Raw genomic sequence first — 26031 nt, 5'->3', positions numbered from 1 at the left:
GTAGAGCAGATGTTATTCCTTAGCCAATTCTTAAGTGCCATAATTGAACTTTAATCTCTCTTCTTTAAAAAAACGAGTTGCTCATTTTCATAGTTGTAGCATCCATAAACGGTCGCTAATGTTACTAAACGGCGCGGTTTGTAAAGAGATTGCATGGCAACAAATGCAAAATCCACCGAGACTCGTAAAGGGTTCTATCCTCTCTAAATTGCAGATAAAGTTAGTTGATAGGGAGGCTTTGTTGAGCGTTACAGTTGCGCATAGCGAGCATACAAATGACGACTTTCAGAGGTACTGGATTAATCAGCACCATCTTCGGTTGATTAACGCAATTGGTAAAATAGAAGCGTTACTAAAAAATCACTATCTATCACATTCTAATCTCGAAGTATTACAGCAAAGCGTCGCTGTTCTTGAACAGCAATGGCTGAGTTGGAAGCCTAGTATTACTTTATCGCCCGATCTCGCTCAGGCACTGTATACGCTCAAAGAGCTACAACAATGGCAAGCATTTGATATTGATGCATTTCGGGCCATGTTCATAGAATACTATGCGAGCCAATATCAACACTTTTTTGATAACGTTGAGCGCCAACCATTAACTTGGGCACAAAGACAGGCTTGTATTATTCGCGATGACCGTCATTTACTGCTAGCTGGCGCAGGTACTGGAAAAACCAGTGTGATGATAGCCAGAGCTAAGTTTTTAGTTCACTGTGGCGCAGTGCAGCCCGAGCAGATATTGCTGCTTGCTTACGGCACTGAAGCTGCTAAGGAATTAAAACAAAGAGCTGGAGAAGGGTTTGAGTGTATGACCTTTCACGCATTGGGAAGATTAGTGATAGCACAAGTTGAGGGCAAGCAGCCTCGGCTCAGTACGTTAACTAGTGATGCCAAGCAAAGATACAGGTTTGTTCACGACACCTTACAAGCACTTTGTTTTCAGCCTGGCTACAAAGAACTGTTCGCGCAATTTTGCATAAAGGAATGCAATATCAAACCAAGTGGAGAGATGGTTGAATTTATCAGTAGTTCAGGTTGTAAACCCGTCATAACACATATTACCGCTTTGCTTGGCGTGTATAAGCATGTCACAGCTTTAGGTCAAATGAAGGCGGTAACATCACAGCATGACGAATTGCTTAAATGTCTAACCCCAATAGCCACAGAGTATCAGTCATATTTGGCTAGTGAGGGAGCCATTGACTTTGAGGACATGATAGCTAAAGCGATAGCGTATATTGAGACGGGTCACTTTAGTGCGCCTTGGCAACATATTATGGTCGACGAATTTCAGGATTTGTCGCCGATTAGGGCTAAGCTTCTCAAAGCGCTGCTGCGAGGGGAAAATAAACGATATTTATTTGCGGTAGGGGATGATTGGCAGTCGATTTATCGATTCAGTGGTGCAGATATTACATTGACCACGCAATTTGATAAACATTTTGGGGATGCTGCGATTACGGCATTAGATAAAACTTTTAGATACCCTCAAGATATATTAGATATTTCCAGTACCTTTGTATGTAGCAACCCAGCTCAGCTCAAAAAGCGGGTAAAGTCTGCTCGTAAGTCAGCAGTACCCGCACTGCTAGTGGAAACCATAGCAAGCAGTGAACTTGAAGCGCTTGAAAAGGTACTTGAGAGGCTCAATGCGCAAGGTGAAGCGAGTGTATTGTTGCTTGCACGCTTTCATAAAATGCTGCCCTCACGCGAGAGGTTGTCAGACTTGCGAAGCAAATTTAACTTGTTAGATATTAGGGTGATGACCTTTCATGCAGCAAAAGGCAAAGAGGCGGACTACGCCATAATGATGGGGCTGTATGAGGGCAGTACAGGCTTTCCTACCAGCCGTGCGATTCAGCCATTGATGGATGCGATGTTACCATCACGGGAGACGTTCCCGTTTGCAGAAGAAAGGCGTTTGTTTTATGTGGCTCTGACGCGCGCTAAGCAACAAACTTTTGTATTGAAACCACAAGAAAACGCCTGTCGATTTTTAGCAGAGCTAGAAGTAGGGAGCAACACTAAGTAGGTTTGAAAGTTTCACTCTTTAATTGTTACCCTCAGTTACGAATGCGAGTTTTGATATTGAGAAATTAAAACTTCCCAGCACATTAGCTATTCCAAGATGATGTTTCACTCATACAAGTGAAAATAACGAAGAGAATGTGCAGCAGAGGTTAATTACACTACGCTTGTAGTTACATCCAAAGAGCAATATTAAAGGAGTTGAATATGAGAAAAGACCTGCTAGGAGATGCGCTAGCGCGATTGAGTACCATAGCTCAAGATACTCCCCAGTTTAGCGCTGTATTAGAAGCGTTGAGTCAGCCGCAAAGTACCTTGACCAGCCATATCGCGATCCGTAAAGACAACGGCAATACCGCCTACTTTAAAGCTTATAGATGTCGATATAATGATTTATTGGGGCCAACAAAGGGGGGCATTCGCTTTCATCAGGATGCAGACCAAAGTGAGGTAGAAGCGCTAGCGTTATGGATGACACTAAAATGTGCCGTAGTTAATGTGCCGTTTGGAGGGGCAAAAGGTGCGGTGACTGTTGATCCCAAAAAACTCTCACCGATGGAACTGGAACGTTTATCTCGCTCTTACATTAGAGCAAAAGCGGATTTTATCGGGCCTGAACTCGATATTCCCGCGCCAGATGTCTATACCAATGCTCGTATAATGGGTTGGATGATGGACGAGTATGAAAAAATTACCAGAACAAAATGCCCTGCGGTGATCACAGGTAAGCCTTTAGCATTTGGCGGGAGCGTTGGTCGTGAAAGTGCCACTGGACGTGGTGCCTTTTTGTGTATTCAAGCATTGGCAGGAAAACTAGACTGGCAAGTTAACCAAAAGACGGTTGCAATACAAGGGTTTGGTAATGGTGGTTACCACTGTGCGAGGCTGTTACAAGCCGCTGGGTATAAAGTGGTTGCCGTGAGTGACTCCAAGGGCGGCATTTATTGCGAACAAGGGCTTGATGTGCAAAGCGTATTCACAGAAAAGCAACGAAGTAATGAGCTAAAAGCTGTGTATTGCCAGCATTCGGTGTGTGAAGATATTGAGCACACTCGGATCAGCAATGAGGAGTTACTGTCTCTGGATGTTGATATTTTAGTACCCGCGGCATTGGCAGGGGTGATTAACAAAGATAATGTTGAGCAGGTGCAGGCAGATTACATCGTTGAAATTGCCAATGGCCCAATAAGCTCCGATGTTGACCAACAACTCACAGAGCAGGGAACTCATGTGATCCCAGATATTTTGGCTAATGCTGGCGGTGTTGTGGTGAGTTTTTTCGAGTGGTGCCAAAATCGTCAAGGTGAAACTTGGACTGAGCAAAAGGTTAATGAGAAGCTCAATGATTATATTCACAAGGCGTTTGAAACAGCTTGGCAGCGCTATCAGCAAGCTAATGGGTCAATGCGTGAAGTTGTTTACCAAATAGCGCTAGAGCGCTTGTCTGACGCGCTACATGCGCACGGTACATCGGACTACTTCTCTGGTTCACAGTAATGGTTGTGTGCACCCACTGGTAGATAAATGCCAGATCTATGCAAAAAAGCCGCGAACAAAAAATGTTGCGGCTTTCTTGTTTCGTGGCTTCAGCGATTAGCTTTCTATTAAATCCTCTAAGCCAACGATCAGCCACGGAGCATTGCCTTGAGTTTGACGCTCTAAGTGCCAGATTTCGTGAATAGGCTCTTCTTGCTTGTCACCCAAATCACGGTACTTTCCTTTAAATAAGATGCTCACTTCCCAGACCTCAGGGTTAGTATCGGCACGCACTAGTTGTGCGTCTACAAACATCACCTCGGTGGCTACTTCTCCAGCGCCTTCACGCTCTAGTTTAAACTGTTCAACTAACTGTGGGCTCAAGTATTCAGCCATGGTCGTGTAATCTTTGTTGTTCCATGCTTCTTGTAAGGTAAGGTAGTGCTGACGAGCACCTTGCAAAAAGCCATTTACGTCAAAGTCTCTTGGTAGATTGAAAGGCACCGAGTCTGGCTGACCAAATCCGCCTGTTGCCGCTGACTGTGTCTGAAACTGCTGAGGCTGGCTGAATTGGCTAGGGTTAACCTGTGGGCCACCTGCCATATGCGGATGTTGGCGCTTAACCAATGCACTTTTTACCAGTTTAAAGATTAAAAACGCCGCACCTGCTAGCAATAGCATTTCTAGAAACTGGAAGCCTTCGAAGTCATCACCAAGCATTGCAGCGATGAGGCCCCCAGCAAGCAGGCCACCTAAAACGCCTGCCATAATGCCTTTTTTACTTGACTTAGGCTTTGCGGTTGTAGGGGCTGATAGGGACTTGGTATCAGTTTGTTGTTTTTGCTGTGTGGTGCTGGTTTGATGTGTTTTACCTGTTGATTTACTGCCAAACTTTTTTCTGGCTTCCGCGTTAAAGCTGCTAACAAATAACAGTGAGATCAGTGAAAAAAGTACAATAAAGTTTTTCATAACTATCCTAAAGAACTAAAATTGCTTTGAATTCTAAAGAATTAGCCCTGTGAGATAAATAGAAACAGGGTCAACGAGGGATTAAATGGGGAGAGCGGTACGTGCCGAACGTACCGCTTTATTTACATACCTATAGCCAGCGTAGGGCGTTGCTAACGTTTTTTTGATACTGCACAACAGGTGAACCTAGGTTGGCAACTAATACAGTGGCACCGTGGTTGTCTTGTTCAATTACACCATTGTAGCGTTCATCGGCAAATTGCCCATCTCCACCTAAACTATTCTTACCAGATAAAGGCACAATAAACACTGTCATCGGACCGTGTTCAGACTGAAACACCAAGTGTAAGCTTTTCTGACCTTTAAAATTACAGAAAGTCGCGTATGTAACTTTACCCGGCAGAGCCTCAAGTCTGGCGCCAAACAGCGATAGCTTGTCGTTTACGGTTTGCAGGGCAATTTCATCTTTGCCCTCAAAAGCCACTTGCTCGTGACGTACGTGGGCTAAAGCATGATCTCCTGCCAACAACGGTGCTTGTGTGGCACTCAAAAAGTACAAGCCCAGCGCAAAGGTTGCACTAGCCGCCGTGGCGAATGGCGTGCGATAGCGACGAAACCAGCTTTTTTTTACCACATTATTGTGCGAATTGTCAGCCTGCTGGTTTGCTAAAATACGTTCAGCCAAGCCCGCTGGCACTTCTACATCCAGTGCTTTTGCTAGTTGAGCATCAAAGGCCTTAAGTTCCTCTAATAGGGCGTTTTGCTCAGCGTTATTTGCTGCCTCTTGCGCAACGTCCTTATCGTTTGGATCTGCAAAAAGGCGGCGACGAAATTCTAGTTCATTCATCAGTTTTGTGCCCCTTTCAATGGTTCTTGACGTTCGGTTAGTGCCTCTTTGAGCTGATTACGAGCTCGATAAAGACGCGTCATCACTGTGTTTTTGTTCAGCTCTAAAATGTCTGCGATTTCATCGCCAGAGCAGCCCATTACCACTTGTAGTAGCAACGGCTCTCGGTACTCAACAGAGAGTTTATTAATCTGCCTCTGTATAACGGCTTGCTCCATTTCATCATCTAAACTTACGCCGGTGTTATCGACGAGAGTGTCGTTATCCACGTCGGCGTAATCAAACTGCTTTCTCTCAAAACGCCGTGCATTTTCTCGGCGTAAAATTGTTAACAACCAAGGCTTGGCTGCGTTTTCATCTTGAAGTGAGTCAAGTGAGCGCCATGCCCGTAAAAAAGTTTCTTGAACTAAGTCTTCGGCTATGTTCGGGTCTTGGCATAACCAGTAGGCAAAGCGATAAAGCTCGCCATGGTAGACCTGTACCAAAGCTTCGTAGCGTTTTTGTTTTGTGGTCATGCTAATAAGACCTTATGATCCGCGACTTTCTTACATCACGATAAAAATTAATTTGCACCTGACTCAGTATAGTTGAGTCAGGTGAGCGCTATCCTGTGCTGCATGTTTTTTTATTGCTGTTTGCAACAGTTGGTATATCTTCTTTAAATCAACACTATGGTTGCTATCACTATAAAGAGATGCCTGTAGTTTAGCAATTTCATCGCTAAGCTCAGAGGCACTTAACTGGGCAAGCCACGCATCAAATCCAAGCGCTGGAGCCTGTTGCTTGGCGAACGTTCTCAATGCTTGATAAAAACCGCGCGCATTATTTTGTTTTACAGCTGCTTTCAGGGCTGCCATCGGGTCTTGGGCTGGTGTTTTCGATATGCTCTTCGGCGCTACTGCTTTCGGTTTCCGTAACAGCCAAATGGCCAAAGTCAGCAACCATAGTACATAACCCGAACCCATCAACAGCCAGTCGAAAAGTGTTTTATTCGCTGCCACAATAGGGGGCTCTGTCGGTAAAGCTGGTAATGACTGATTGGTTTGTTCAGTGCTAGTTTGGCTATGTGTTTGCACCGTTGGTGCAGCAACAGAGGATGCTGCTTGATTCGGATCGGCAACCACAGTAATACTTCGAGCAGGTAAAGTGGCGTAACTGACCTTATTGATAACCGTGTTAAACCATGGGATTTTCACTTCTGGCAGCGTGTATGTGCCTGGCTTTTGCGGAACTAATGCGTGGGATGACACCAATTGTGAGATCACGCGCCCGTCACGACTAAGTTGATTTCTCTCGCTTTCATCTGGATAGCTACGAATGCCAGAGAGGGTATCCAGCTCGATATCTGGGAGTTGTTCTTGTGTCACACCGAGGGCGGTGAGGGTAATTGTGCGAGTTATGGGGGTGCCCACAGTGACCGTCTCATCGGCGGGTTGCCACTCTTCACTGAGGTTGACCAACTCACTGGGTAACCATGCACCTTGATAAGTATCAGGAATTGGCTTTACATCAAGCTGTGTATCCTCGGCAATGGCTGACACGGCCATACGGCGATAATTTTCTCTTACTTGACCATTAAATACCGGCGCAGTAATGGTAAAGCTGCCACTTTTTTGCGGCTGGATAAGATACTCGCGAGTGATGACCATATAACGACGTCCGTCAACTACTTCGTAATCTTCCTTTTGTTTACCCATTTGTGAAATCTGGGCATCGGCCATTTCAGGGGCCGTTAGCTGCCCATCAAGCAAGTCTTTACCTAGATATAGCTTAACTGTGTATAAACCGGCTTGTTGCACGTACAGAGTGCTGGGAGTTAGCTCAGCTGAAACAAAAATGTCTTTTTGTTGCTGTCCATCATTACTGCGTGGCACTACTTTTAGCTGGATCGGTTCAGATCGTTTGCCGGCCACTTCAAAGGTCGGGATCGTGAAAGTGCCTGGCTTTCTAGCCATCATCCGCATTTGCCATGTGGTTTGGCTACTCATGCTACCGTTAATAATGCTAGTACGAGAGCCAACGCTGACTGGGCTGGTGACAAACTGCTGTGACAAAGCGCTGGTATCAGGCTGTTCGCCAGAGACTTTTCCATCAGCTTCAATCGTGAGGGTGAAATATTCTCCCACCAGCACGGGATTTTTATCGACGCTGGCGGTAAGGTTGTCTATCGCCAAGCTTGGGCGTAAAAACAGTAAAAGGAATACGGAAATAAACAAGCGTATTACCATGATTTTTCAACTCCTTGTGGACGGCGTTGTTGAGCGCGTTGCTGGGCTTTTAGTTGCATTTTATTGCGTAACAAAATAGCAGGATCATCAGGTACTTTACGTAGTAGCTGGTTGATCTGCTGCGCCTTTTCTTTTTCTTCTGGGGTGAGTGGCTGAGCTGCTACAGAACCACCTTGGGCCTCATCGGTTGCTTCTTCTGAGCTAGGTTGAGCTCGCTGTTGTTGCATTGCTGCTTGTGTATCCTGCTCGTCAGTCTCTTGTTGTGTATTTTGATCGGCACCTTGAGGCTGTTGTTTGGTGTTGGGATCACTTTGCATATCAGGCTGATTGTTTTGGTCACCTTGTTGCTGTTGGTCACCTTGCTGCTGTTGGTCACCTTGCTGCTGTTGGTCATCTTGCTGCTGTTGGTCACCTTGCTGCTGTTGGTCACCTTGCTGCTGTTGGTCACCTTGCTGCTGTTGGTCACTTTGCTGCTGTTGGTCACCTTGCTGCTGTTGGTCACCTTGTTGCTGTTGGTCACCTTGTTGCTGTTGGTCACTTTGCTGCTGTTGATCACCTTGTTGCTGTTGATCACCTTGTTGCTGTTGGTCACCTTGTTGCTGATTTTGTTGCTGCTTGAGTTGCTCCACCAGTTTTTTGTTGTCAGCCGCCTCACTAAAGTCTGGGTCAAATGTTAACGCTTGCTCATATGCTGCTATGGCGGCATCGAGTTCGCCTTGATGAGCAAGCGCATTGCCATAATTGTATTGGCCTAATGCAGATTGTGTGTCTTTCAGAACCTCAGCGGCCTGCTCATAGTTGCCTTGTTTGTATAGAGCGGCACCTTTTAGCTCTGGATTGTTCGCAACAGCGGCGCTACTAAAGTCATCATTTTGGTATGCGCCAAGCGCATTCTGATCGGTATTTTTAAACCAGCTTTGCCAATCAGCGGCCACTGACTGCTCAACGGGTGCAACCATAAACATCACGGCGATGAGTGTGATCCCAGTACGACGCATGAGTAATAATGCCAGAGGGAGTAATAGAAGCAAACCATATTGTCCCGCATCGACACGCCACAGCGCCTTACTTTGCTGAGTTTCATCAAGCACTTCATCATTTTTTATTTTAGGTTTAAAGGCTTTAATGTCCTGTTCTGTTGGAGTGTAGCGAACCAGTTTACCACCATGACCTTTAGCCAGTCCGGCCAAACGGGCAAAGTTAATTGTAGGAATGACGATTTGTCCAGAAGCATCTTTCAAAAATCCGCCTTCAGGTACAGCGATTGGTGCGCCTTGTTCGGTACCAATACCATAAATACTCAGTTGATAATATTCGTTCTTTAATTCTGAGGTTATGTCGTCCACGTCATTTTGATCGAGGCCATCAGTCACCAGAATGATGTCTCCTTGGGTATAACCCGCCTGCTTGAGTAACGAAACCGCTTGCGCGATGCCCGCTAATACATTGGAACCTCTCCCCGGCATAATCTCAGGGCTGAGACTGGGGATCAAATTTGCGAGTGTAGCTGCATCGCTGGTCAGTGGAGAAACAGTGTAAGCATCACCCGCATAGGCAACCAAGGCCGTTTCGCCTTCTTTAAACAACTCGATCATATCCAGTGTTTTAAAACGCGCTTGTGTCAAACGGTTTGGAGTTATGTCCGTTGCGTACATCGAATAGGACATATCCATTAACAGCACTCTGGCCTGTTTCGACTGATAAACAGGAACCTGTTGCTTTTCGAAACTTGGGCCAGCTAGGCTTAGAATACCCACCAATAAAAATAGACTCATTAACAGCGGACTAGTTTGCTTTTGCTGTTGTTTACCTTGGCTGAGCATAACATTTGCGAGATGGGGGGCGATTAGCTCGCTGTGCTTGTGATGGCTTCTTTTTACAAACTGTATGCCAGTGATAAGTAACCAAGGAATGAGCAGCCACAGCAGTGCAGGGCGAATAAACATAAACTCCATATTACACCTCCTGTCTCATGCCACGCAGGGCTTTTAGTAAAATGGCTAGAGCAATCAGTAGTAAAGCTCCGCCAAGTGGCCAATAAAAGAGCGCTAGTTGTGGGCGAAAGGTTTGCGCCTCATCGGATACTGGCTCAAGTTTATCCAGCTCTTGATAAATCTGCTGTAAACCTGCGACGTCTTTCGCTCTGAAGTACAGCCCACCGGTTTCTTTAGCAATATGCTTCAGTGTTGCTTCGTCAATGCTACCACCGCCGACTCCACCCATTCCAAATAGACTAAATCCACCTCTGCCGTCAGAGCCGACTCCCACGGTGTACACTTTAATCCCTTCCTCTCGGGCTAAGATCAACGCATCGTCGGGGCTTAGATTGCCCGCCGTATTTTGACCATCGGTCAGCAAAATTAGCACGCGGTTACTTTGTTGCTTCTGACTGAAACGTTTTACTGCAAGCCCTAATGCGTCGCCGATAGCCGTTGCACGACCCACTAAGCCTATTTGTGCCTCGCTTAGCATTTGGCTGACGGTATTGAGATCTCGTGTAAGCGGGGTTTGCAAAAATGCCGTATCGCCAAATAAAATTAAACCTAATCGGTCACCTTGTCGCTGTTCAATAAAATCACCTAACACGGCTTTTACAACCGATAAGCGATCTATATAACGGCCTTGGTATTCCATGTCTTGCTCCGTCATCGAGCCGGATAGGTCCACTGCCAGCATGATATCACGGCCTTCGTTGGGTAGGGCGATTGGCTCATCAAGCCATTGAGGGTTAGCCGCAGCCACAACCAGTAACAGCCAAAGCAGTGACTCTAGCCAGTGCATTTTACGGTTGTGTTGCACCGCTTTAGGAGCCAGTGTTGCGAGGTTCGCAAAACTAGGCATACGTAGACGCGCACTGGCGGTGTGTTGTACGGGTTTTAATTTCGCAAGTAGCCATGGCAAGGGTAATAATACAAAGGCCCAAGGCCAAGTGAACTCAAACATCGATGGCCTCTTTCAATTTAAAGTTTTTGATGGCCAGACGCAGCTTAGGCGCCAGCTCAGCACTTGGCTGCGGGCTGTAAAGCGTATCAAGCTCTTGCGCATTAAAGGTTTGTCCACTCAACTTGGTTAAACGGGTTGCCCAGAGTTGATTAGACCCCGCCACTGCCTGATTACCATAGTAATGTTTAGTCAGACGTTTAATTAATATGTGTAACTGCTGAGCGTCGTGCTGATGCTGCTCACACTGGCTAATAGCTTCGCGTTTTGCGCGCTTATGCTGCCAAATTCTGTATCGCCAGACGATCAGTAAAGTTATGATGATGAATAGCGCCGCTATGACGGCCCATGTAGCAGGTGATAGCGGCCACCATGACACTTCGCTTGGTGGCATCACGTCGTGTAATGCATCTAGTGGAGAAGCCTGCATAACTGTTAATACCTCGAAAGCTGTGATTCTAAGGGCGTTGCCGCACTAAAAGATTGCATGGTCATACCCGAGCGCTTTAAACGAGCTAGGCGCTTGGCAAATACATCTGCCGCTTGCTCGGCAAACTTACTGCGAAATTGTTTGTCCATCAATGGCAATGTCCAGACACCTGCACCCGCTTCAACCATAATCGCTTCACGATAAGCGGGTAGCTGATGTTCAAATGGATCGCTGATGTGACAGCCGATCAATTCACAATGCCGCGCCAAGCGCTCCAATTGTTTAAAACTGGTGTCACTGAGATGGTTAAAGTCTGAAATCAGATAGACTAGGCTGCCCGGTTTAGCTAGATGAGTTAGCCGTTTTAGGTTATCGGCAAAGCGGTTTTCTAGCTGTTCACTGTCCAATACTTGCTCGCGGTTTTGTAGCGCCAGTTGGTGGATATCACATAGTTGATGACACAAGGCTAACACGCCTTTATCTCGCGCGGCTGGTTTGAGCTCATGATGCCCATATTCGCTAAACACAATACCACCGAGCCTATCACCGCGCTGACACGCCGACCAAGCAACCAAAGCACTTAAATGAGCCGCTTGTACTGATTTAAGTAGTAATTTACTGCCAAATAGCATGCTATTTGTAAGATCCGTAAATACGAATACTGGCCGCTCTTTTTCTTCTTGATAAAGCTTGGTGTGCGCTTCACCCGTTCTTGCAGTAACGCGCCAGTCTATAGCACGGATATCATCACCATACTGATATTGGCGCACCTCAGCGAACTCCATACCTCGGCCTTTGTGAGGAGCTAAATATTGACCCGCTTGATTACTTTTAATACGTGATCTGGGCTTTAGCGACAGTAAATTGGCTTTGGGCTTGTAATATAGTAACTCTTTCAAGCCCAATTGTGCGCCATTACTGTGGCATTGCTCTAACCATGCTTGGGTTGATAACTGAGTTGGTTGCTTCATTACGGTACAGGCACTAATTCAACGATTCGACTGATCACTTCATCTTTGCTGATGCCATCTGCTTGTGCTTCGTAGCTCAAAATAATGCGGTGACGTAAAACATTGTGGACCACGGCTTGAATATCTTCAGGAGTGACAAAGTCACGTTCATTCAGCCAGGCATGTGCACGCGCACACTTATCTAATGCGATGGTGGCACGAGGACTTGCGCCAAACTCAATCCATGCTCCAAGCTGTTCATCCAGTTTAGAGGCCTGACGCGTGGCGATAATCAGCTGTACTAAATATTGTTCAAGCGGCTCGGCGAGGTGCATTGACAAAACACTTTTACGAGCAGCAAATAAGGTAGCCTGACTAATAGGGGCAAAGCTCTCAGTTACTTGCTCCAAAGCTTCTCCACGCGTCAGTCGTAAAATCTCAAGTTCATTTTCGGCGTGTGGGTAATCAATATTTAGGTGTAGCAAGAAACGGTCTAGTTGGGCTTCGGGTAGCGGGTATGTGCCTTCTTGTTCTAGCGGATTTTGTGTCGCCATAACCATGAATAGGTCGGACAATGGGTAAGTATTTTTGCCTACTGTAATTTGTCTTTCAGCCATTGCTTCAAGAAGTGCCGATTGCACTTTAGCTGGAGCTCGGTTGATTTCATCAGCGAGGATCAGGTTGTGAAACAATGGGCCTTTTTCAAATACAAATTCGCTGGTTTGTTGGCGATATATATCCGTGCCCGTCACGTCAGCGGGTAACAAATCTGGGGTAAACTGCACGCGCTGAAAGCTGCCCTCAATACCTTTTGCCAACGCATTAACTGCACGCGTCTTAGCGAGTCCAGGTGGGCCTTCTACTAAAAGGTGGCCATCAGCCAAAATAGCGATAAGTAAAGCCTGAGTCAAAGCAGGCTGACCAATAATTTGTGTATCGAGATAGCGTTTTAATTGTGTAAATTCATTTACTGCCATTGCTTTGTCCTTGTTGTGACAAATTTTTGTTCTAAGTTATATGGGTTTGTTGTCTGATCTCAAGTGTTGATTGACATTTTTGCGTCATACTTAGACTCTGGTTTTTTGAATAGTTCCCGAGTTTTTTCAATAACTTTTGCGACTGTATAAAAAAACGACTAGGGTAAGGGGTGTTTGATTCTTTTGTAACCAATTTTGATTTTACTATTGGCATTGCTGTAGCGGTTGTTTAGAATCAGGTAAAATTTAACAGGTCAGACCTGTCAGCGGGAGAGCATATTAATGTCTGAGCAAAACATTCTAAAAACAACGAAAGGCGACCGTATCGCGATTGTAAGTGGGTTACGTACTCCATTCGCAAAACAAGCGACAGCGTTCCATCATGTACCAGCACTGGACTTAGGTAAATTGGTAGTGAACGAAATGCTTGAGCGTTTGAACTTTGATAAAAATGAAATTGATCAGTTGGTATTTGGCCAAGTTGTGCAAATGCCAGAAGCGCCAAATATCGCGCGTGAGATTGTATTGGGCACAGGTATGCCAGTATCTGTGGATGCATATTCGGTATCACGTGCATGTGCAACCAGTTTTCAGGCGATTGCCAATGTAGCCGAATCAATCATTGCAGGGTCTGCGACGGTTGGTATTGCAGGTGGTGCAGACTCATCATCAGTATTGCCAATCGGAGTGAGTAAAAAACTCGCTGGCAGCCTTGTTGATTTGAACAAAGCGCGTACCTTAGGTCAGCGCCTAAAGATTTTCTCAAAATTACGTTTAAAAGATTTACTGCCAGTACCTCCTGCCGTAGCTGAATACTCAACCGGACTGTCAATGGGGCAAACCGCCGAGCAGATGGCTAAAACTCATGGTATCAGCCGTGCCGATCAGGATGCGATGGCGCATCGCTCGCACACACTAGCAGCTAAAGCGTGGGCCGATGGATTATTGGCAGAAGAAGTGATGACTGCTCATGTACCGCCATATAAATCATTTATTGAGCAAGATAATAACATCCGTACTAATTCATCATTAGAAGGGTACGCAAAACTTAAGCCGGTATTTGATAGAGTACATGGTTCGGTTACGGCAGCAAATGCCACTCCGCTAACAGATGGTGCAGCGGCGGTATTGATGATGAGTGAGAGCAAAGCTAAAGCACTGGGGTATGACATCCTAGGTTATGTTCGCAGTTTTGCATTCTCTGCAATTGGTGTACACGAAGATATGTTAATGGGTCCAGCTCACTCGACGCCTGTAGCGCTAGATAGAGCGGGCATTAGCTTAAAAGACCTAGATTTGATAGAAATGCACGAAGCATTTGCTGCGCAAGCGTTAGCAAACATGAAGATGTTTGGTTCAGACAAGTTTGCGCAAGAAAAGCTTGGTCGTTCAAAAGCGATTGGCGAAATAGATATGGATAAGTTTAACGTTAACGGCGGCTCATTAGCATATGGTCACCCATTTGCGGCAACGGGAGCACGTTTGATCACGCAAAGTTTGTATGAGTTAAAACGTCGTGGCGGCGGCTTAGCATTAACCACAGCCTGTGCGGCAGGTGGTTTGGGTGCAGCCTTTGTATTGGAGAGCGCGTAATGTCAGTATTTAGTTATGAATTAAACGAAAGACGAGTAGCCATCGTTACCATCGATGTCCCGGGTGAGAAAATGAACACCCTGCGAGATAGTTTTGCCGAAGACTTGTTGGCGATTTTAAAACAAGGTCGCGATGACAATATTACTGGGATGGTTTTTATCAGTGGTAAAAGCGATAACTTCATTGCAGGCGCAGACATAAAAATGCTGGACAACGCAAAAACGCGTGAAGACGCATTGGCGTTGTCTGAAATGTGTCAGCAAGCATTCTTTACCATGAAAAAGCAGCCTTATCCAACGGTTGCGGCTATTCATGGTGCTGCACTTGGCGGTGGTTTAGAGTTTGCTTTAGCATGTGATTACCGAGTGTGTACAGATAGTGACATTACTAAGTTGGGTCTACCAGAAGTACAGCTTGGTTTATTACCTGGTGGCGGTGGGACGCAACGTTTGCCAAAACTTGTGGGTATTCAAAAAGCACTTGAGTGGATGCTAACCGGTAAGCAAGTGCGTGCTAAGCAGGCTAAAAAGTCAGGGTTGGTTAACGACTGTGTACCAGCTAGCATCTTGTTGTCAGTTGCCTCAGAAATGGCAACCAAGGGTAAAGCGAAACCCTCTAAACCGCGTTTAGACAGACTTAGCCAACTGCTTGAATCAAATCCATTTGGTCGTAATATTATCTTCAAAAAAGCACAGGAAAACGTGCTTAAAAAGACGGGTGGTCATTACCCAGCACCGCTTAACATTATTAAAGCTGTGCGCGCTTCGATAGAGCTTGATGAGCTTAAAGCATATAAAACCGAGGCAGAAGGGTTTGCTGACTTGGTTATGACAGATGTGTCTAAAGCACTGCGCGGTATATTCTTTGCCACTACGGAAATGAAAAAAGAGTGGAAGAATGATGACGTTGCACCTATCTCCCGTACAGCCGTTCTTGGTGGTGGCCTGATGGGCGCAGGAATCGCTCATGTCAGCGCGGTGAAGGCTCAAGCCTTGGTACGTGTTAAAGACGTAGCGCAGCAAGGCATCGCAAATGCCATGAATTATAGCTACAAAATTTTGTCTAAGCGCCAAAAGCGTCGCATCATGACAAAGGCTGAGTTGCAACAAACCATGAACCGCATAACTGGCACCACAGATTATTCTGGCTTTAAACATATTGATATGGTTATTGAAGCGGTATTTGAAGATCTTAAGCTTAAGCAGGGCATGGTTGCTGATATTGAGCAACACTGTCAAAAAGACACCATTTTTGCTAGTAACACCTCGTCATTACCGATAGCGCAAATTGCTGAAAAAGCAGCGCGTCCTGAAAATGTTATTGGTCTGCATTATTTCTCTCCAGTTGAGAAAATGCCGCTGGTTGAGATAATTCCTCATGCTGGTACTTCGGAGCAAACCATTGCTCGCACTGTGAATTTTGCACGTAAGCAGGGTAAAACGCCGATCGTGGTACAAGATAAAGCTGGCTTTTACGTAAACCGTATTTTGGCCCCTTATGTCAATGAAGCGGCTAATTTACTGCTAGCTGGTGAGCCAATCGAAAAGATTGATCAAGCGTTGGTGGAGTTTGGCTTCCCAGTAGGACCGCTGGCATTACTTGATGAAGTGGGTATTGATATCGGCTCAAAAATCGCACCTATTTTGGAAAAAGAGCTAGGCGAACGTTTTAAAGCGCCAACAGCTTTTGACCGCCTCATAGATGCAAAGCGTCTGGGTCGTAAAACAAGTCGAGGTTTTTATAGCTACGATAAGAAAGATAAAAAAGTCGATGAGTCAGTATACGAGTTGTTGGGTATTACCAGCAGCCCACGCCTGAACAAGCAAGAAATAGCTAGTCGCTGTGTTGCGCAGATGCTTAACGAGGCAGCACGCTGTTTAGATGAAGGCATTATTGCCAGCCCTCGTGATGGTGACATTGGTGCGATTTTTGGTATCGGCTTCCCGCCATTCCTTGGTGGCCCATTCAGTTACATGGATAACGTGGTGTTAGCAAGGTTTGTTCAGAATTGTCGACTTATGCTTCTGATAACCCAGTGTTTACTCCAGCCGAGCCGTTGATGAAAATGGCTGAAAAAGGCGCGAAGTTTTATCAAGAGACGAAGCCTGCATTGAGTGAGGTGAGTAAACCACAACCTCAAGACGCATCTAAGTCAAGCGAAGAGCAGACTGAAACGCCTTAAGACAATACTAACTTTATTGTCCTGAGTTTTAAAAAAAGGGAATACACCTTGCGGCGTGTTCCCTTTTTTGTATTTTATATCAAGCTCTAATAAGCGCTGTAAATTATTGCTGTCATGTATTTGTTAGCTACACTTATGCTTAACACTTTAGCTTGGATGCAAAGTTATGGAGCGGCGTTTTTACTGGCAATTAGGCGTATTGTTATCGTTAACAATTATCGTTAATTTCGCGCTGTTTTATTGGAATACTGTTGCCGTTCAAAAGTCAGAGCAGCTAAATACAAACTGGCAGCAAATTACCAGCAGTAATCTCGAAAAAGCCGTGTTGCTTGCTAAGTTAGATCAAAACTTGGGCTACGGTGGGTTTATTCATCATTTCAAAAATTATGTTTTGCGTCGTGAGCCGAGCTATCTGCTAGGCGCGCAAACAGATCTCTCACAAGTTTATGATAATATTCGAGCCTTCAGAAAGCTCACACTGACAGATGAAGAAATAGCCGCAATCGATATTATTGAAAGCACTGTTCGAACCTATGCAAGTAAACTCTCTGAAGCTCAGTCTGAAGGATATAAGGAATTGAGTGTTGAGCAATTAGATGTGCTTGTGCGTGTTAATGATGACAGTGCCGAAAGCGCACAGCAGAGCTTACGTGCCAGCTTACGTAGCAGTTATCAGCAGGCCTTAGTTTTGCAGACTAAGCTTCGTAATGAGACGTTGTCTACCATTAAGCTTGGTGCTTCTGTGGTGTCTCCCATCGTGTGTTTGGCAGCACTGCTTAACATAATAGCGCTGTGGCGCATAGCAGTACTATTTCGTGAAAGAGACGTTCTGTTTGAAGTCACCCCTGATTCAATTCTTTATTGTGACAAGCAGGGGCATATCATTCGTGTTAATAAAGCGATGGAAGAGCTGTTTGGTTACACTAAAGCACAATTACTTAGCATGAAGGTCGAAGATCTGATCCCAGAATCTTATCGGATGCGACACATCAATTTAAGGCAAGACTACTCTGGCAAGTCTAAGATGCGGCATGGTAAAAAAGACGGGTTAAACATTGTTGGCTTGCATAAAAATGGTACTCAATTGCCCCTAGATATTGCCATCGCCAGTGTTAACCATGGTGCGAAGGATTTCTCAATCGCAATCGTTAGAGATATTCGCCAAGAAGAAGAATTAGCTATCAAGGCTGAACGAGACTATTTAACGGGAGTGTATAACCGCCGGCATGCGTACTCTTTGCTCGAGGATGAACTTATCCGCGCTAACCGCTATCGTCGTCCATTATCATTGCTGCTAATTGATCTGGATAATTTCAAACCTTTAAATGACCAAGAAGGGCACTTCGCTGGCGATGTGGCGTTGAAAAACTTATGTCAGTTTTTAACCGAGTCAGCTCGGCCAACCGATATTATTGGCCGTTGGGGTGGAGATGAATTTTTGATTGTCTGTCCAGAAACGGCCCATCATAGTGTTATGAGTTTTGCACAGCGCTTGGTTAAAGAGTTTGCTGAGCAAGCCGAGCATGGACTTACACTGAGTATTGGCGTTGTAGCCTATGATTTTGTCAGCGATCAACTCAGCGCTAACGATTGTGTCGATCAGGCTGATGCAGCGCTATATCGTGCTAAAAGCCGCGGTCGAAATCAGGCTGTCATGTTTGAGGCAGAGCTATTGATGACGTCAACCTAGAGCTTTTTACTTCCTGCCTAAAAGTACGTACAATCTGCGGCCATTAAATAACATATGGTTTGCTCGTAGTTAATGCATCACATCAGCGATTTGATCACTATCTTTGATCAACTATTTTCAACTCAATATAACACGCGACTAGTGAAGGGAGATGATGAGCCTATTTATCTTCCCGCAAACAAACGTTGTGATTATCACCAAGTGGTATTTGCCCATGGGTTTTATGCCAGTGCACTGCACGAAATAGCGCATTGGCTGGTGGCTGGAGCAAAACGACGAGCGCTAGAAGATTATGGCTATTGGTATTGTCCGGATGGCCGTGACAAAGCAAAACAGCTTGAGTTCGAAAATGTTGAAGTTAAACCTCAGGCTATCGAGTGGGCGCTGAGTGTCGCTGCAGGATTTGAATTTAATGTCTCGGTAGATAACCTCAATGGCGAACAAACTTGTCGATTCAGCTTTCAACGACGGGTACATAAGCAAGTAATCGCGTTACTTGAGAACGGTTTTAATCGCCGCACGGAACAGTTACTCCGTGCGCTAAGTGATTTTTATAAAACCCCCTGGCCGCTTTCACCGACACAATTTAGTTGGCATTGTCCAAAGGAGCTTCTTGATGCAGTTTAAACTTGGTTTGATAATTAACCCAGTGGCTGGTTTGGGTGGTAGCGTCGCTCTAAAAGGGAGCGATGGTGAACACACCGCTAAGCAGGCGTTGGCACTGGGAGCCATGCCAAAAGCGAATCAAAGAACACAGCTTGCCCTTGAACAGCTACTCGCTCATCAAGCGCACATAGAAGTCTTTACGGTGAATGGTGACATGGGCGAAACGACAGCCAAAGCGCTTGGTTTTAAAACTCAAATTGTTTATCAGAGCAAACAACCGACAACACCACAAGATACAGAGCAGGCCGCTAAAGCTATGCTGGCATGTGGCGTTGATATGATTCTATTTGCCGGTGGTGATGGCACCGCGCGCAATATTTGCGCGGCGGTTGATGATAATGTCCCTGTGCTTGGTGTACCAGCGGGTTGTAAAATTCACTCGGGCGTATATGCCATTACCCCTAAAGCTGCGGGGCGAGTGGTAGACATGTTGGTAACGGGAGAGTTGGTTACCTTGTCTGAGGCTGATGTTATGGATATTGATGAAGAGGCTTTCCGTCAAGGCACTGTGAGGGCGAAACGTTACGGTGAAATGCAAGTACCCTCTGAGTTGCGCTATGTTCAAAGCGTCAAAAACGGCGGTAAAGAAAGTGATGAACTCGTACTTGCTGATATCGCAGCATATGTTATCAGTGAGATGGACGCCGACACACAGTACATAATGGGCTCAGGTTCAACCGTCGCTGCCATTATGGAAGAACTGGGTTTAGAAAATACCCTATTAGGCGTTGATCTTATTCAAGACCACCAACTTGTCGCTCAAGATATGACAGCCAGTGAGTTATTAGCCAAGGTTAAGTGCGTACCAAGCAAATTAGTGATCACCCTCATAGGTGGTCAAGGCCACATTTTTGGCCGAGGTAATCAGCAACTCAGCCCAGAATTAATTAAAACAATAGGTAAAGAAAACATCATTGTTGTAGCAACCAAAACTAAGCTACAAGCGCTTAACGGTCGCCCCCTCATTGCCGATACCGGTGATGAGCAATTAGATGATGCCCTGAGCGGTTATATCAAAGTCATCACAGGATATAATGATCATGTGATGTATGCCGTCGGCCACCCAGATTTAAACTAGGAGACACTTATGTCATTTCAAGAATATGTAGATGCAGCACAACAGTTTTTTGATGCGCTGGTAGATAGAGCAACAGATGATGAGTTGTTTGCAGGTGGCTACCTGCGTGGTCATTTCGATTTGGCTGTGGGCTATGCGCAAGTCGCTGGTGAACAAATGAGTGCACAAGAATTAAACGAAAGCGTTGAAAAAAGCCTAGTTAAAGCATATCGCAGTGGTGAACTCACTGAAGAAGACAAAGCACATGTCGTTGATATTTGGGAACAGTTAAAAGCATTAGCGGCTTAAAAAGCTATTTTCATTTCAAATTTTGTATTTATAATAGGGAATTTCAGAAAGGATTCATTATGCCTTATACGTCACGAGCGCTGCTATTAACCAGCGCACTATTGTGTTCAACGGCGTCTGCGCAACCAGATGTACGTGAGCAATTTAATCAAAATTACCGCGCTTATCAGCAAGCGGTTGAAAAACATGAAGACTTCCAAGAGATTGAACGATACGCCAAGTTAGCATACGAACAAGGCCGCGCGGTGTTTGGGGAGCAAACTGAAAACACTGCCAATCTGATTATTAACTACGCTAAATCTATTGCTTTTGATAATAAAGAAGAAGCGTTGAATCTACTGGATCGTGCGATTGCGACATTAGAAAAAATCTATGGTGATAATGCGGTTGAGCTAATAGATTCTTATATGCTTAAGGCTGACTGGTTACTACCGAAAAAGGATCTCACTGCGAGGGAATATATTTCTAAGTCGCTTGAGATTGCGAAACAGTCAGGCAATAAATTGCTTGAGTCAACAGTCTATTTTGAGGCCGCTAAGACGTTAAATATCGTTGGAGATTACAGCCGAGCTAAAAGCTACTTACGCCATGCTGATGAGATCAACCAACAGCACTTACCCAAGGACTCAGTTCATAGATTAACGGTTGATTTATGGGTTGCTGAACTGCTTGCTGCTCGCAAGCAAAACAATAATGCCATCGAAAAGTTGAATCAAGTTGTGGCTGTGTTTGATGAAAAGTTAGATTTTGATCACCCGCTAGAACTTGTGGCTCACTCGCGTTTGGTTGGTTTATATGAACGGCTCGGTAAACGGGAGCTGGCGACACGCCACTGTGTTGCTATTGCGAAAATGAAGCCTTGGCAGGATGATATTGAACAAACGCCTTTATACAGAATAGAACCAATATATCCAACCCGAGCGGCTAGAGCACGTAAAGAAGGGTGGGTTGATTTAGAGTTTACAGTCACGCCTGAGGGATTCGTAGAAGACATAAAGGTGTTGGATAAAGAGCATGGTGAAATGTTTGTGAAGAACTCCATCAAAGCATTAAAAGATTGGCGTTACGCGCCTAAGTTTGTAGATGGTGAAGCCGTGAGTGCTAAAACATCAGTGCGGCTGGCGTTTAAAATGAGTCGTTAACGGTTTAATGGCAATAAGGGAGCCAACTATGTGGCTCCCTATCAAGGTTAAAAGCGCCAGTATAAAAACAGCAGTGTAAAACCGAACAAATACGCTAATCCTAGCCAACTTAACAGCTTCATAAAACCTCGGGGCTGATTATCAATCACCTTCATTAAACGATAGTTAAACCAAGCAAAAATAGGCGTGGTGACGAAGGCTAATGTCATTGCAAACGTCAGCATGTCTTTTAAATTAGCTTTGAAAAACAATACCACAGTCATACCCAGCGCAGCTTGAAGCAGTACCAGTAGTGACAAGGTGTATTTAGGAATAGACTTTCGTGTTAAGTGCAAAGATTCATTTAGTGTTCTAGCGTAACCATCTAATACCGTCAAAGTGGTGCCAAACATACATAAGAACGCAATCGCGGCAACCAGTGAATGAGACCACGGGCCAATAGTTTGCGTATACATGCTGATAAGTTGCTGACTAAAAGCGACGCCTGCCAGTTCAATCTTTGTGGCGCTGCCATATTGAATGAGCACGCCCAGTGAGAAAAATACCACCGCAAGTGCAGCGGTGAGCCCATAGCCAAGGTTAAAATCAAAAAGCCCTTGCTTGAGCGTGAGTTCGGATGTTCTCGTCTTAGCTTTAAGCCAAAGAGAGTTGATAGCGGAGATCTCAATAGGGGCTGGCATCCATCCCATTAACACGACTAAAAACCCTAACATGGCCATTTGAAAGGGTTCAGGCGGATTTGCGGGTGGTGGGTTTGCCGCACCTTGTCCAATTGCGATACACAATGCAGTAACGGTTGAAACGGTCAGCGTGAGCATGATCCACTTACTAGCCTTATCAAGCAGCTTGTAATGACCTAGTAGCAAAATCGCCAGACATAAAGCCAAAATTGCAAAGCATAATACGGTGATGTCAATTGCCCAAGGCAGCGCATAGTGCAACAAACTGGCCGTGAGTAACAACACGCCAGCTGTATTGACGATAGCAGCAATAATATTGAGCACAATAAAGGCGATGAAAACAGCCTTCCCTTGTTGCTGATAACCGGCAACTAAACTGCTTTTACTCAATAGCGTGTATTCAACACCAAAGCGGAAAAAAGGATATTTAAGAAGGTTTACGGCCAAGATTAGCCATAGTAGCTGCCAACCAAACAGTGCGCCTGCCTGTGTTGCTGCCACCAAATGCGAACCACCAATTGCAGCGGTAGCCATGAGAATACCGGGACCAAGTGTGGAACCGATGGAATTGAGTTTGTGTTTTAGCGCCAACAGCACGATGATTCCTTATAATTTTTTGTGCCATAGTAGCGCTTGCGCTTTTAAAACTGAACAATTAGTTTACATATTTCGGTACTGCTTGACAGTCTAACTAAAACGCTCCTGAAAGTAGTCTGCGACATCTTCCAAGATATCTTGATAATCGTCATCGTCTAATTCTAATGTGTTAAGCACGTGGGATTTAATATGTAACCAATCCGGCGTATCCCTAAAGCGTTTTTGCGTGTGCACGAGGTTCTCAGCCATTTTTAGCGTGGCGTAACTGAGCAAAGACTCTTGATCATGAGGCTCTAATAAAAACTCTAAATCATGATGACGTAAAATCAGGTGGCATATTGGCTTTGGTAAATGCCAGCCGGATGCTAGAAAGTAACCCACAATAGTGTGATCCGTATTGTAAGCCTGTTCTTCAAATTGAGTCAGGGGGGTGTCGAGACTGTTATTGGCGATATCGAGTACCTTGACATAGTCTGGATATTTCACCGCCATAGCGGGGATCCCTGCATCGTGAAATAATCCGAGCATGTGTAGGTTTTCAGCGGGGACCTGAGACTTAATTTTTTTGCCAATGAGGGTCGCAATCGCCGCAATTTCGCTAGAGGTATCCCAAAATCTCTCAAGACTAATACAGCAGGTATTTTGTTCGAATGATTGCTGTAATAAACAGCTAGTTACTAATTGAGTAACACTATCAAGACCCAAAAACATCACGGCTTGCTTGATATCAGTGACGGTGCGAGACATGCCGTAAGCGGGCGAATTGATCACCTTAAGGACCGCTGCAGATGTTGACAGGTCGGTGGCTATTAATTCTGCTATGTAAGTTAATTCCGGTTCTGGTTGTTTAATAGCAGCTTGTAGTTGCTCTAGAAGCTCGGGTTTTGGTGGTAAATTGAAGCCACTCTTTATGTCGTTTATTACTTTGTCATCAATATTGATCATAGTAGCCCCATCAGGAAATCTAAGTATGAGCTAAAGCATAGCCTATTTGTCTGGAAGTAAAGGGTATTACCACAATGCGGCTGTGCTGGATATTGCGACGAATGTTAAATTTAAGTACAGTTAGGTGATTTTTTTATTAAGGAACAAATATGGACTCACAGGCGAACGGTGCAGTAAATAATGGCGCAGTGACTCGATTTCTGAATTTTATTGAGCGGGTCGGTAATAAACTACCTGACCCAGCCATGATTTTTTTATTCTCAATGTTATTGATTTGGCTGCTTTCTTGGCTTTTTTCTAACACTCAATTTGAGTCGATTGACCCAAGAACAGGGCAAGCGATTGTGGTGCACAATTTATTAAGTGGTGATGCGCTCGCTAGCTTCTTGGCATCGATGGTTAAAACATTTACCAGCTTTGCACCGTTAGGTGTGGTACTGGTTGCCATGTTAGGTGTCGGTGTGGCAGAACATTCTGGTTATATTAATGTTGGTCTAAAATTGATGCTTAAACGCACCCCTCAGATGTTACTTACTCCTTCTATCATTTTGGTTGCAATTGTAAGTCACACGGCAACGGATGCGGGTTATGTATTGGTTATTCCACTTGCTGGCGTTATTTTCTACGCCATGGGACGTCATCCTTTAGCTGGGATAGCGGCTGCATTTGCAGGTGTAAGTGGCGGCTTTAGTGCTAACTTTATTCCGTCAGGTATTGACCCACTATTACAGAGTTTTACCCAAAGTGCGGCGCACATTATCGACCCAGATATGTCAATTAACCCTTTGAATAACTGGTTTTTTACATCAGCATCGAGTGTATTTATCATTCTGTTAGGTTGGTATATCACAGATAAAATTATTGAACCTAGATTGAGAAATACTCCAGTAGATGGAGATACAAACGATCTCCCTGAATTCCATGAAGTTACGGATGTTGAACGTAAAGGTTTTTATGTTGCAAGTACCGTGATGCTCGCGGGTATTGCTCTACTTACATATGCTGCAAGTGGTGAAGATTCGGCACTGCGTAGCCCCTCAGGTGCATTAACAGATTTTAGCGCGCCTTTGATGCAATCAATCGTACCTCTAATATTTTTACTATTTTGGATACCAGGTGCCGTGTTTGGCTTTATGGTTGGAACTTTTAAGTCCTCTAAAGACATGATAGATGCGATGAGCAAATCAATGGGCAGTATGGCTTATTACATTGTGATGGCATTTTTCTGTGCTTTGTTTATCGCCGCGTTTGCTCAGTCGAATCTAGGTGCTTTGTTGGCAATTGAGGGGGCGGAAGTACTCAAGTCGCTCGCATTGCCAAGTGGTATTACTGTGGTTGGGATTATCTTCTTAACTGCATTTGTAAATCTATTCGTGGGCTCTAGTTCGGCAAAATGGGCGTTATTGGGACCAATATTCGTGCCTATGTTGATGCAATTGGGTATTTCACCTGATTTAAGTCAAGCCGCGTACCGTGTGGGTGATTCTAGCTCCAATATCATTACCCCATTGATGCCTTATTTTCCTCTGGTTGTGGTCTATTGTCAGAAATATGTAAAAGGAACTGGCATTGGTACATTGATAGCGATGATGCTGCCATATTCGATAGCCTTTTTGATTGGCTGGAGCTTGTTCTTATTGATATATTGGGGGCTGGATATTCCCTTGGGTTTGCAAGCGAGCTATGAATATTTAGGTTCATAAGTAGATAAATTTCAATGGTATGGGCTCCGCAGTGGTGGTAATCTTTTTATCACGCTATTGCATCAAATGGAGCCCGATATGCAAGTTAACGTGACCTCAGACTCTCACCTTATCCTTTCTTATTTGGATGATATACACGCGTATATAAGCCAATCTTACTGGGCAGAAAACATTCCCAAACCACTGCTTAAAAAAGCATTAGAGAACAGTGTGTGCTTTGCCATCATAGACCCACAAGATGGTTTAATCGCATTTGCTAGAATGGTCACTGACAAGGCTACATTTGGCTACTTGGCAGATGTTTTTGTGCAGCCTGCTTTTCGTGGTAAGGGGTTTAGCAAGAAATTAATGGCCGCGGTCCATGCACATCCTGAATTGCAGGGGTTACGTCGCACCATGCTAGCAACTAAGGATGCACACGGATTGTATAAGCAATATGGCTTTGAACCCATCAGCGATGCTTACCCGTTTATGCAAATAACGGTGCCAAATATTTACAAACAAAACTTGTAACAAAAGGCAGTTACGATGCCCTCAAGAGTTTATGTGTATAAATTAAAGTGGTTGTTGTACAAACTCCTGCTAAATTTACTTATTGTGCAGGAAGTTTTTGCAGCAA

The 26031-nt window shown here is 44.9% G+C and carries 21 protein-coding genes and 1 pseudogene; 11 read left to right on the top strand and 11 right to left on the bottom strand.

The features are described 5' to 3' along the window. The first annotated feature begins 241 nt into the window (after positions 1–241). Both C2M32_RS12615 and C2M32_RS12610 read left to right on the top strand, forming a co-directional pair. Positions 242–2035, top strand: coding sequence for a UvrD-helicase domain-containing protein (locus tag C2M32_RS12615; RefSeq protein WP_158678219.1), 1794 nt, complete (start codon positions 242–244; stop codon positions 2033–2035). A gap of 203 nt (positions 2036–2238) precedes the next feature. Next, positions 2239–3528, top strand: coding sequence for a Glu/Leu/Phe/Val family dehydrogenase (locus C2M32_RS12610; RefSeq protein ID WP_105168728.1), 1290 nt, complete (start codon positions 2239–2241; stop codon positions 3526–3528). 96 nt (positions 3529–3624) lie between these two features. Here C2M32_RS12610 and C2M32_RS12605 read toward each other — a convergent pair whose 3' ends face one another. The 9 genes from C2M32_RS12605 to C2M32_RS12565 form a co-directional block, all read right to left on the bottom strand. Continuing rightward, positions 3625–4476: a Tim44 domain-containing protein gene (locus C2M32_RS12605; RefSeq protein ID WP_105168727.1), complete on the bottom strand. Its 852-nt coding sequence runs from the start codon at positions 4474–4476 to the stop codon at positions 3625–3627. A 130-nt stretch (positions 4477–4606) separates the two neighbouring features. Beyond that, entirely contained in the window at positions 4607–5323 is a 717-nt protein-coding gene (locus C2M32_RS12600) for a DUF3379 family protein (protein WP_105168726.1), read from the bottom strand. Continuing rightward, the gene (locus C2M32_RS12595) at positions 5323–5838 is read right to left on the bottom strand and encodes a sigma-70 family RNA polymerase sigma factor (protein WP_105168725.1); all 516 of its coding nucleotides are present in this window, start codon (positions 5836–5838) and stop codon (positions 5323–5325) included. Before C2M32_RS12595 ends, C2M32_RS12600 begins: the two co-directional genes overlap by 1 nt. A 63-nt stretch (positions 5839–5901) precedes the next feature. Then, positions 5902–7551, bottom strand: a complete 1650-nt coding sequence (locus C2M32_RS12590; RefSeq protein WP_105168724.1) for a BatD family protein — start codon at positions 7549–7551, stop codon at positions 5902–5904. Continuing rightward, the gene (locus C2M32_RS12585; protein ID WP_105168723.1) at positions 7545–9506 is read right to left on the bottom strand and encodes a vWA domain-containing protein; all 1962 of its coding nucleotides are present in this window, start codon (positions 9504–9506) and stop codon (positions 7545–7547) included. Before C2M32_RS12585 ends, C2M32_RS12590 begins: the two co-directional genes overlap by 7 nt. Position 9507: 1 nt before the next feature. Further along, positions 9508–10494 carry a vWA domain-containing protein gene (locus tag C2M32_RS12580; RefSeq protein ID WP_105168722.1) on the bottom strand — a complete coding sequence of 329 codons (987 nt, stop codon included), beginning with the start codon at positions 10492–10494 and terminating at the stop codon, positions 9508–9510. After that, positions 10487–10921, bottom strand: a complete 435-nt coding sequence (locus C2M32_RS12575; RefSeq protein ID WP_105168721.1) for a DUF4381 domain-containing protein — start codon at positions 10919–10921, stop codon at positions 10487–10489. The genes C2M32_RS12580 and C2M32_RS12575 overlap by 8 nt, the downstream gene beginning before the upstream one ends. Before the next feature lie 5 nt (positions 10922–10926). After that, a complete protein-coding gene (locus C2M32_RS12570; RefSeq protein WP_105168720.1) occupies positions 10927–11892 on the bottom strand; it encodes a DUF58 domain-containing protein in 966 nt (321 codons plus the stop codon). After that, positions 11892–12848: an AAA family ATPase gene (locus C2M32_RS12565; RefSeq protein WP_105168719.1), complete on the bottom strand. Its 957-nt coding sequence runs from the start codon at positions 12846–12848 to the stop codon at positions 11892–11894. Before C2M32_RS12565 ends, C2M32_RS12570 begins: the two co-directional genes overlap by 1 nt. A 282-nt stretch (positions 12849–13130) precedes the next feature. Here C2M32_RS12565 and fadI point away from each other — a divergent pair, with 282 nt between their 5' ends. From fadI to C2M32_RS12530, 7 genes and pseudogenes are all read left to right on the top strand, one after another. After that, positions 13131–14441, top strand: a complete 1311-nt coding sequence (gene fadI / locus C2M32_RS12560; RefSeq protein ID WP_105168718.1) for an acetyl-CoA C-acyltransferase FadI — start codon at positions 13131–13133, stop codon at positions 14439–14441. Beyond that, a pseudogene (gene fadJ, locus C2M32_RS12555) lies at positions 14441–16623 on the top strand (fatty acid oxidation complex subunit alpha FadJ). The gene fadI and the pseudogene fadJ overlap by 1 nt, the downstream one beginning before the upstream one ends. Before the next feature lie 166 nt (positions 16624–16789). Beyond that, entirely contained in the window at positions 16790–18313 is a 1524-nt protein-coding gene (locus tag C2M32_RS12550; protein WP_105168717.1) for a GGDEF domain-containing protein, read from the top strand. A 72-nt stretch (positions 18314–18385) separates the two neighbouring features. Next, positions 18386–18940, top strand: a complete 555-nt coding sequence (locus tag C2M32_RS12545; protein WP_105168716.1) for an elongation factor P hydroxylase — start codon at positions 18386–18388, stop codon at positions 18938–18940. Continuing rightward, a complete protein-coding gene (locus tag C2M32_RS12540; protein WP_105168715.1) occupies positions 18930–20057 on the top strand; it encodes an ATP-NAD kinase family protein in 1128 nt (375 codons plus the stop codon). The genes C2M32_RS12545 and C2M32_RS12540 overlap by 11 nt, the downstream gene beginning before the upstream one ends. 9 nt (positions 20058–20066) lie before the next feature. Beyond that, complete coding sequence (locus C2M32_RS12535; protein WP_105168714.1) at positions 20067–20345, top strand: YfcL family protein; 279 nt, start codon at positions 20067–20069, stop codon at positions 20343–20345. 59 nt (positions 20346–20404) lie between these two features. Beyond that, positions 20405–21487 (top strand): energy transducer TonB, encoded by a 1083-nt coding sequence (locus C2M32_RS12530; RefSeq protein WP_105168713.1) that lies wholly within the window; start codon positions 20405–20407, stop codon positions 21485–21487. A 47-nt stretch (positions 21488–21534) separates the two neighbouring features. On the opposite strand, the gene C2M32_RS12525 is transcribed toward C2M32_RS12530, so the two are convergent. Further along, the gene (locus C2M32_RS12525) at positions 21535–22701 is read right to left on the bottom strand and encodes an NRAMP family divalent metal transporter (protein WP_105169296.1); all 1167 of its coding nucleotides are present in this window, start codon (positions 22699–22701) and stop codon (positions 21535–21537) included. A gap of 153 nt (positions 22702–22854) precedes the next feature. Further along, a complete protein-coding gene (locus C2M32_RS12520) occupies positions 22855–23709 on the bottom strand; it encodes an HDOD domain-containing protein (protein ID WP_105168712.1) in 855 nt (284 codons plus the stop codon). A gap of 149 nt (positions 23710–23858) precedes the next feature. Between C2M32_RS12520 and C2M32_RS12515 the strand changes: the two genes are divergently transcribed. Both C2M32_RS12515 and C2M32_RS12510 read left to right on the top strand, forming a co-directional pair. After that, positions 23859–25412: an AbgT family transporter gene (locus tag C2M32_RS12515; protein ID WP_105168711.1), complete on the top strand. Its 1554-nt coding sequence runs from the start codon at positions 23859–23861 to the stop codon at positions 25410–25412. 78 nt (positions 25413–25490) lie between these two features. Beyond that, on the top strand, positions 25491–25925 hold the full coding sequence (locus C2M32_RS12510) for a GNAT family N-acetyltransferase (RefSeq protein WP_105168710.1): 435 nt from the start codon (positions 25491–25493) through the stop codon (positions 25923–25925). Positions 25926–26031 lie beyond the last annotated feature (106 nt).

It is taken from the genome of Pseudoalteromonas sp. T1lg23B (assembly GCF_002964665.1).
Classification (GTDB): Bacteria; Pseudomonadota; Gammaproteobacteria; order Enterobacterales; family Alteromonadaceae; genus Pseudoalteromonas.
Note: the sequence above shows the minus strand (reverse complement) of the source record. Positions and strands in the feature narration are given on the sequence as shown.

Coding starts and splice junctions, on each gene's coding strand:
- C2M32_RS12610 (WP_105168728.1), top strand. CDS start 2,239: ATGAGAAAAGACCTGCTAGGAGATGCGCTAGCGCGATTGAGTACCATA.
- C2M32_RS12605 (WP_105168727.1), bottom strand. CDS start 4,476: ATGAAAAACTTTATTGTACTTTTTTCACTGATCTCACTGTTATTTGTT.
- C2M32_RS12600 (WP_105168726.1), bottom strand. CDS start 5,323: ATGAATGAACTAGAATTTCGTCGCCGCCTTTTTGCAGATCCAAACGAT.
- C2M32_RS12595 (WP_105168725.1), bottom strand. CDS start 5,838: ATGACCACAAAACAAAAACGCTACGAAGCTTTGGTACAGGTCTACCAT.
- C2M32_RS12590 (WP_105168724.1), bottom strand. CDS start 7,551: ATGGTAATACGCTTGTTTATTTCCGTATTCCTTTTACTGTTTTTACGC.
- C2M32_RS12585 (WP_105168723.1), bottom strand. CDS start 9,506: ATGGAGTTTATGTTTATTCGCCCTGCACTGCTGTGGCTGCTCATTCCT.
- C2M32_RS12580 (WP_105168722.1), bottom strand. CDS start 10,494: ATGTTTGAGTTCACTTGGCCTTGGGCCTTTGTATTATTACCCTTGCCA.
- C2M32_RS12575 (WP_105168721.1), bottom strand. CDS start 10,921: ATGCAGGCTTCTCCACTAGATGCATTACACGACGTGATGCCACCAAGC.
- C2M32_RS12570 (WP_105168720.1), bottom strand. CDS start 11,892: ATGAAGCAACCAACTCAGTTATCAACCCAAGCATGGTTAGAGCAATGC.
- C2M32_RS12565 (WP_105168719.1), bottom strand. CDS start 12,848: ATGGCAGTAAATGAATTTACACAATTAAAACGCTATCTCGATACACAA.
- fadI (WP_105168718.1), top strand. CDS start 13,131: ATGTCTGAGCAAAACATTCTAAAAACAACGAAAGGCGACCGTATCGCG.
- C2M32_RS12550 (WP_105168717.1), top strand. CDS start 16,790: ATGGAGCGGCGTTTTTACTGGCAATTAGGCGTATTGTTATCGTTAACA.
- C2M32_RS12545 (WP_105168716.1), top strand. CDS start 18,386: ATGCATCACATCAGCGATTTGATCACTATCTTTGATCAACTATTTTCA.
- C2M32_RS12540 (WP_105168715.1), top strand. CDS start 18,930: ATGCAGTTTAAACTTGGTTTGATAATTAACCCAGTGGCTGGTTTGGGT.
- C2M32_RS12535 (WP_105168714.1), top strand. CDS start 20,067: ATGTCATTTCAAGAATATGTAGATGCAGCACAACAGTTTTTTGATGCG.
- C2M32_RS12530 (WP_105168713.1), top strand. CDS start 20,405: ATGCCTTATACGTCACGAGCGCTGCTATTAACCAGCGCACTATTGTGT.
- C2M32_RS12525 (WP_105169296.1), bottom strand. CDS start 22,701: ATGGCTACCGCTGCAATTGGTGGTTCGCATTTGGTGGCAGCAACACAG.
- C2M32_RS12520 (WP_105168712.1), bottom strand. CDS start 23,709: ATGATCAATATTGATGACAAAGTAATAAACGACATAAAGAGTGGCTTC.
- C2M32_RS12515 (WP_105168711.1), top strand. CDS start 23,859: ATGGACTCACAGGCGAACGGTGCAGTAAATAATGGCGCAGTGACTCGA.
- C2M32_RS12510 (WP_105168710.1), top strand. CDS start 25,491: ATGCAAGTTAACGTGACCTCAGACTCTCACCTTATCCTTTCTTATTTG.